This is a genomic window from uncultured Thiocystis sp. (assembly GCF_903866365.1).
Classification (GTDB): Bacteria; Pseudomonadota; Gammaproteobacteria; order Chromatiales; family Chromatiaceae; genus Chromatium.
The window spans coordinates 1-6,349 of the sequence record NZ_CAIPNF010000195.1 but is presented as its reverse complement, the minus strand read 5'-3'; the positions used below and the strand labels follow the sequence as shown (position 1 = coordinate 6,349).

5 protein-coding genes and 1 pseudogene are annotated in these 6,349 nt (G+C 63.5%); 1 reads left to right on the top strand and 5 read right to left on the bottom strand.

Annotated elements, in window-relative coordinates; genetic code table 11:
- Positions 1-205: 205 nt before the first annotated feature.
- From QZY07_RS11180 to queC, 4 genes and pseudogenes are all read right to left on the bottom strand, one after another.
- Positions 206-1,585, bottom strand: a pseudogene (locus QZY07_RS11180) (IS1380 family transposase).
- A 213-nt stretch (positions 1,586-1,798) separates the two neighbouring features.
- Entirely contained in the window at positions 1,799-2,440 is a 642-nt protein-coding gene (gene queE / locus QZY07_RS11175; protein ID WP_295402470.1) for a 7-carboxy-7-deazaguanine synthase, read from the bottom strand.
- Positions 2,437-3,531: a 6-carboxytetrahydropterin synthase gene (locus tag QZY07_RS11170; protein WP_295402469.1), complete on the bottom strand. Its 1,095-nt coding sequence runs from the start codon at positions 3,529-3,531 to the stop codon at positions 2,437-2,439. The genes queE and QZY07_RS11170 overlap by 4 nt, the downstream gene beginning before the upstream one ends.
- Positions 3,532-3,562: 31 nt before the next feature.
- Positions 3,563-4,264: a 7-cyano-7-deazaguanine synthase QueC gene (gene queC, locus QZY07_RS11165; RefSeq protein ID WP_295402467.1), complete on the bottom strand. Its 702-nt coding sequence runs from the start codon at positions 4,262-4,264 to the stop codon at positions 3,563-3,565.
- Between the two features lie 62 nt (positions 4,265-4,326).
- Between queC and QZY07_RS11160 the strand changes: the two genes are divergently transcribed.
- A complete protein-coding gene (locus tag QZY07_RS11160; protein ID WP_295402465.1) occupies positions 4,327-5,019 on the top strand; it encodes a cytochrome b/b6 domain-containing protein in 693 nt (230 codons plus the stop codon).
- Between the two features lie 65 nt (positions 5,020-5,084).
- On the opposite strand, the gene QZY07_RS11155 is transcribed toward QZY07_RS11160, so the two are convergent.
- Positions 5,085-5,546 (bottom strand): cytochrome c, encoded by a 462-nt coding sequence (locus tag QZY07_RS11155; protein ID WP_295402463.1) that lies wholly within the window; start codon positions 5,544-5,546, stop codon positions 5,085-5,087.
- Positions 5,547-6,349: the final 803 nt, after the last annotated feature.

Here is a 6,349-nt window from a genome sequence, read left to right as displayed (position 1 = left end):
CGTCACCTCCTGGCCGTTGTTGCTGATTAACTGTGCCGCCATCGCCTTGTCCCCGCCGGTGCTTGAGCCATGGGGTCAGTATCGCTCATTATCACATTTTTGCAAGGCACCACCCCCCGGAAGGGTGGCGTTACCATCCAGACAGACACGAGCGATCCTGCCCGAACGGGCTGGATGGTCAAGGCCGGGGGGTTAAGCGAAGGGGTTAGATCGTGAGCAGCACTGGCGGCGGACGGGTCAGGAACAGCCTCTCGGTGACACGGTGCAGAAGCGCCTTTGCCGGGCCGTTCGACGGCCGTTGCCGCTTGACGCGATCCTGGTACTGCAAGACGCGCACGGCGATCTTGAACAGTTTCAACATCACCGTGGCCGGTTGCGCCTGGGCCAGTTCGGTGTTCGCCAGCACGTTGATGCGCCGCGCGTGGTGCAGCACGTCGGCCCCGCAGGCGAAAAACAGACGCCGGTGGTTGGCGAGGAAACGCTGGTCGGAGGTGCGCTCGCTGGCCAGAGCGTTCTGGAGCCTCTTGATGACGTTTTCGTCCTGACCGCGGGCGCTGTCGAGGTCGCGAGAGAGACCCTCGGGCGAGGGCAGATCGAGCGAGGTCACAACACAGCGGGGTGGTCGTCGAAGGCCATCGCTTCGGCCTTGAGGATGACCCGAAACGCTTGGGGCCAGGTCCCGGCGACGGACTCCAGCTCATGATCGGAGCGGGTCCTGGTCGGCAGAGGCTGGTCGAGGCGGCGGGCATGCTCACCGCGCACCGCCTGACGTTGACGGTTGATGTCCAGAAAGGGGGTGGCCAGCGGCGACAGAATCCGGTTGCCGGCGAGGCCGAAGATGACATCGGTTTGGCCCTCGGTGAGGGCGAGGGCCATGAGTTCCGGGTTGGCGACATGCCCATCCCCGCGCAGGATCGCGCCAGGCCGCGCGCCGCCGCGGCAGCACGCGTTTGACGATCCTGGCGTTCTCGGCGCCGGTGGGACGCTTGCCGGGGCGCAACGCTGCGGCAATGAACGTCCCCGAGAGCCCCTCGCAGAGAAACAACGGCAGATCGCAGCGGTTCTGATCGTCATGGCTGTAAAAGCTGAACGCCTGCTGGCCGTGGGTCGGATCCTCGGAGTGGTCCAGATCGATCACGATCGCCTCGGGGTCGCTGGCAATGAACGGATCGACGAAGGCGGGTGCCATCCGGTCGATGTCCTTGGTCGAGACGGCATTCGCCAGGCGCGAGAACGTCGGCCCACTGGCCCGGTCCATCGCCTCATCCAGAGGGCGGCGCTCCACCCCGAGCTTGAACCGCGGATCGCGGCGCCGCGCATTGGCGTCGTTGCCATCTTCGTCTCCGCCGCCGATCTGAACGGTGCGCTGGGCGATCCGGTCACGCAGGGGAGGGGTGACGTCGGAGGGGTGGCGCTGATCGTCGATGGCTTGGGCGAGACGCTCGGTCAGACCGATCTGCCGGTCGACGCCGCGCAGGATCAAGGGGCCGACGTCAGACGACATCGCCCCGCCGTCAACGTCGGCGCGGACGCTTAAGCCGTCGACGGGAGGAAATCGCAGCGTTTCTTGAGTAGACTTGGACATGGGCGACCGCGTTTAGCTTCTCCGAAGCATTCTTGGCGGAACACCAATTTTATCAATTGGTTAAACGAGTGTCGCCCGTTTTCATGAATAATCCGGGCCAAGAGTGGTTTTGGCGGTTGGTGTTGGGATGTGGCGTTCGAGGCGGCGGCGGTTCACGACCTTGTCGCAACCCATGCGAGACACTCTTGAGAATGCGCACGCCGCCCGCCTCGCTCAGGGAATGCCCAGTAACTTCTGTGTCTGCACGCTCAAGCGCCAGCGCGGATGGGCCTTGCAGTAATCGATGGCCTGCGCGGTATGGACGGCAAGCCGGGGCCCATCCATCGGCTGTAGGAAAAAATGCCGGAAACCGAGCCGCTCGAAGCGCTCGGGCGGTGCCTCGGACTGCGGATAGACGAGTTTGAGCTCGTCGCCCGCGATCAGCCGCAGTTCGGCGCCGGCCTTGGGGCTGACGCAGATCCAGTCGAGCCCCGGCGGCGCGGGACAGGTTCCGTTGGTTTCGACGGCAATCTCGCAGCCGCGCGCCTGCAGGGCGGCGATCAGCGGGGCGTCGAGCTGTAACAGCGGTTCGCCGCCGGTACAGACGATATAGGGTCTGACCCCATCGCAATGAGCGCCGGGCCAGGCCGCACGAATCCGGTCGGCCAGTTCGCTGGCGTCGCGAAAGCGTCCGCCGCCCTCCCCATCGGTGCCTCGAAAGTCGGTATCGCAGAAGGTGCAGACAGCCCGCTCGCGATCCGGTTCGCGTCCGGACCAGAGGTTGCAGCCCGCGAACCGACAAAAGACGGCCGGACGGCCAGTCTGGGCGCCCTCCCCTTGCAAAGTGTAAAAGATCTCCTTGATCCGATAACTCATGTCGGCAATGCCGGTCCCAGTTCGCCCCAGCAGAGACTGGCCCCGCATCCTGGCGTCTCGTGCAGGTCGATGCGGTCGAGCTGAGGGAGCGCGGCCGCGCACTCCTCGCGGATCCAGCGTGCCAGACGACCGGGATCCGCGGCGTCAAGGCGCGGCAATGCGTCGAGCCGATGGTGATCGAGTTGCCGGTAGACGGGCGCGAACAGCGCCTTCACATCGCCATAATCGACCGTCCAGCCGAGCACGGCGTCCAGCGGCGCGGTGAGATGCAGCCGCAGCAGATAACTGTGACCGTGCAGCCGGCGCCGCGCATCGCCATCAGGCGCATCGGGAAACCGGAGCGCGCTCTCGAAACGCTGCTCCTTCCAGATGCGATAATGATTGCCGTCGTAGTGACAGCCGGCGGTCGCGGTTTCGTAAACGGTCACCCAGGACAGCGCCGGCAGTTCGGGCTTGAGACGTTGCCACACCCAGCACGCGAGCAACTCGCTGGTGGGGTTTTCCAGCCCCGGAATGTCATTCAGACAGGCGTGATGGAGTTCGGTCTGGAACGGCGTCCAGAGCGTGTCGAGCTGATCGAAGTCGACGCCCATGTCGCGGCCCGCCAACGCCTGATCGGCGTGCAGGATGACCTCGAACCCGTGGCCGTGCATGCGCCCGCACGGATGACCCTGCGGGACGTTCGGCAGGCGATGGGCGGCCTCGAAACGGAAACGGCGCCAGACATGAGCGTGATCCGCGCTATCCAGATCGGCACCCTGATCGCGGGTGCTCTGAATGCCGATGGAGGCGACCCCTGGAACCGCGAGGCGGTCACGCACCCAGCGGGCGAGGTTTTCGTCGGTCGGAACCGGTAGGCATTCGTTCAGATCGCGATAATCGAGCGCCCCGACGCACGCCTGGAGCGCGGCGGTCAGCATCCCGGTCGCGGCGCCTGGGAAGGCGGACCGGGCGGACGGCAGATCGGCGCGGACGCGGGCGAGGAAACCGTGACCGTGCAGACGACGCGCGCGGTGTCCTTCCGGCAGGATCGCCACCCGGCGCGCGGCCTCGAAAGGGACGGCGGCGACATAAAAAAGACGTTCGGTCATGCGACAACCTCAAGACAATTGAAACCGCGTCTCACCGATCGTCGTTCGGAACGCGGCGTACCAGCGGATCGGCGAGCCCCGCCTCGGCAAAGCCCTTGGCGCGGAGCAGACAGGAGTCGCACTCTCCGCAAGGTCGGCCAGCCTCGCCGGGATCGTAGCAACTGCTGGTCAGGGCATAGTCGACACCCAACTCGACACCCTTGCGGATGATCGCGGCCTTGGTGAGTTCGATCAATGGCGCATGGATTCGGATGCGCTGACGGCCCTCCACCGCGGCGGCGGTGGCCAGGTTCGCCATGCGCTCGAAGGCCGCGATGTACTCGGGCCGACAGTCCGGATAGCCGGAATAGTCGAGCGCGTTGACCCCGATGAAAAGATCGCTGGCACCCAGTACCTCGGCCCAGGCGAGCGCGAAGGAGAGAAACACGGTATTGCGCGCGGGGACATAGGTGATCGGAATCCCCTCGCCCATCCCGGCCAGGTCACGCCCTTTCGGCACTGCCAGGTCGGCGGTCAGGGCCGATCCGCCGAAGCGCCGCAGATCGATATCGGCGATGACATGCTCGGCCACGCCCATGGACTTGGCGACCCGCACGGCCGCATCGAGTTCGATCGCATGTCGCTGACCGTAGCGGAAGGACAGCGCATAGGGTACAAAGCCCTCGGCCCGGGCAATGGCGAGCGTCGTCGTCGAATCCAGCCCGCCGCTTAACAGAACCACTGCATTTGTCATGATCGTCACCGCCAATGTTCGATGCGTCCGGAAACCGCCTTCACTCTCTCTGGAGCAAGCCAATGCAAAACAACCTGATCCGACTGTGGGATCTGCCTACCCGTCTCTTTCACTGGCTGTTGTTCCTGCTGGTAGCCGCCGCCTTTGTCACCGGACTGTCGGGCGGGAACCTGATGGTTTGGCACGGTCGTCTTGGGCTCGCCATTCTAGGTCTGCTGACCTTCCGACTGGTCTGGGGCCTGATCGGTTCCACCTATGCCCGTTTCAGTCAGTTCGTGCGCGGACCAGGCGCCATTCTCGCCTATCTGCGGGGTCAGTGGGACGGCATCGGTCATAATCCGCTGGGGGCGCTCTCCGTGCTGGCGCTGCTTGGTCTGCTGCTGCTGCAAACCCTGAGCGGGTTGATGGCTGACGACGACATTGCCTTCAAGGGGCCGCTCGCGGCACTGGTCTCGACCGCAACCAGCGCCTGGCTGACCGGTCTGCATCGACAGGCGGTGTGGATCCTCGGCTCGCTCGTCGCGCTCCATGTCGGCGTCGTGCTGTTCTACACCTTCGCGCGCCGGGACAACCTGATCCTGCCGATGCTGCATGGCCGCAAGGCGGTTGATAACCCCGCGGCGAGATCCGCGGTCGGCGGCGGTCCGCTCGCGTTGATTCTGGCCGTGGCGCTGGCCGCGCTGACGGTCTGGGTCGCCGATGGCGGACTGCTTTCGCCACCACCGCCTTCGCCCGGCAGCGTACCAAGCTGGTAACGCAAAAAACAGAAGGCCGCCAAACAGGGCGGCCTTTCACGCTAAAACCGGCGGGGAATCGGGGATCAGTCGGCGCGGTATTTCTTGTGGCAGGCCTTGCAGGCATTGCCCAAATCGCCAAAGGCGGCCTGGACCTCGCTTTGATCGCCCTCGGCGGCCACCTCGGCCAGATGGTCGGCGGCGTCCATGAAGTCGCGCGCCAGTTGCCCGACATCTTCCCCATTCTGGAAGAGTTCCGGTTTCACCCGCGTCTTGACCACGCCGATGTCCTTATCCGTGCCGGGCCCGAAGAGCGCGCCCATGCCCGAGTTCGCGATCCCGGCAATAGCATTGGCGGCCTTGGCGACCTGATCTGGACTGAAATCGCCCTCCAGATTGGCCTTGATCTTGCCCATGTTCCAGCTCATGAAACTGTAACCGGCCTGACGGACCTGAATCTGCTCCTCGGGCTTGAGGTCAGCGGAGGCGGTCGTGGCGAGTGCGAAAGCAAGCATGCCAAAAGCGGTCGTGACGAGCGTTCGTTTCATAAAATCATCTCCATTTTCGATTATCTGAACCGGGTTGCGTGCTTATTCCGATCCCTGATCGGCAAACGAGTCGCACGATACAATAGATCCGTGCTTCCGGCCAGAGGCACTCGCTTAGATCAAGGTGAAAAGTCTGAATTTCAAGAATATTCCTTCAAACGTCCGATCCCGCAGGCAAGACGGCAATCCGGCGCCACCTCCGCGCGAGATCCTCGGATGCAAGACGCTCTTCCAGCGGATGACCCTCTCTCGATGATCATCCATCGCACATCACTAATCCCGACCAGCGCTTTTCACTTGCTACAGTAAAGAAATGGCCGCCATCCGGCGGACGCCCCCCTTCCCGACAAGTCAGCCAGGCTGCGCTTCCTCGCCAATTCCAGTAATATCGTTCGGAAGCAGCTTGAGTGCGCGGAAGCGATCATTGATCGAAACCCTAAGATCACCTCGTCGCGAGAGCGCCATACGCCGATCAAGGAACCCTGCCATGTATAGCCATCCAATATGATATCCATACATGCCCCTTCGGTTATCCCGCATAATTAAAGGACTTTATCAAGGGGCTAATGAGAACGTCACGTCAGATGTCTATACATCCTCCTGCTCAGTCTTCACGGTTTGATCCGTGGTCATGATTTAGAACTCGGGCGCGACGCGGACACCGGCGGAGGGTGATGCCTTTCGATAATGTATCCTAACAGGGCTGGGCACCGAACTGGTCGATCTTTTGCCAGAATTGCGCCCAGCGTCCAGTGGACTGCACGAGTGCCCGCAGGCTCAAGACGATCTTGGCGCCCTGGTGT

Bases quoted from the DNA above. Each gene is read 5' to 3' on its own strand.
- queC (WP_295402467.1), bottom strand. From the start codon at position 4,264: ATGACAAATGCAGTGGTTCTGTTAAGCGGCGGGCTGGATTCGACGACG.
- QZY07_RS11160 (WP_295402465.1), top strand. From the start codon at position 4,327: ATGCAAAACAACCTGATCCGACTGTGGGATCTGCCTACCCGTCTCTTT.
- QZY07_RS11170 (WP_295402469.1), bottom strand. From the start codon at position 3,531: ATGACCGAACGTCTTTTTTATGTCGCCGCCGTCCCTTTCGAGGCCGCG.
- QZY07_RS11155 (WP_295402463.1), bottom strand. From the start codon at position 5,546: ATGAAACGAACGCTCGTCACGACCGCTTTTGGCATGCTTGCTTTCGCA.
- queE (WP_295402470.1), bottom strand. From the start codon at position 2,440: ATGAGTTATCGGATCAAGGAGATCTTTTACACTTTGCAAGGGGAGGGC.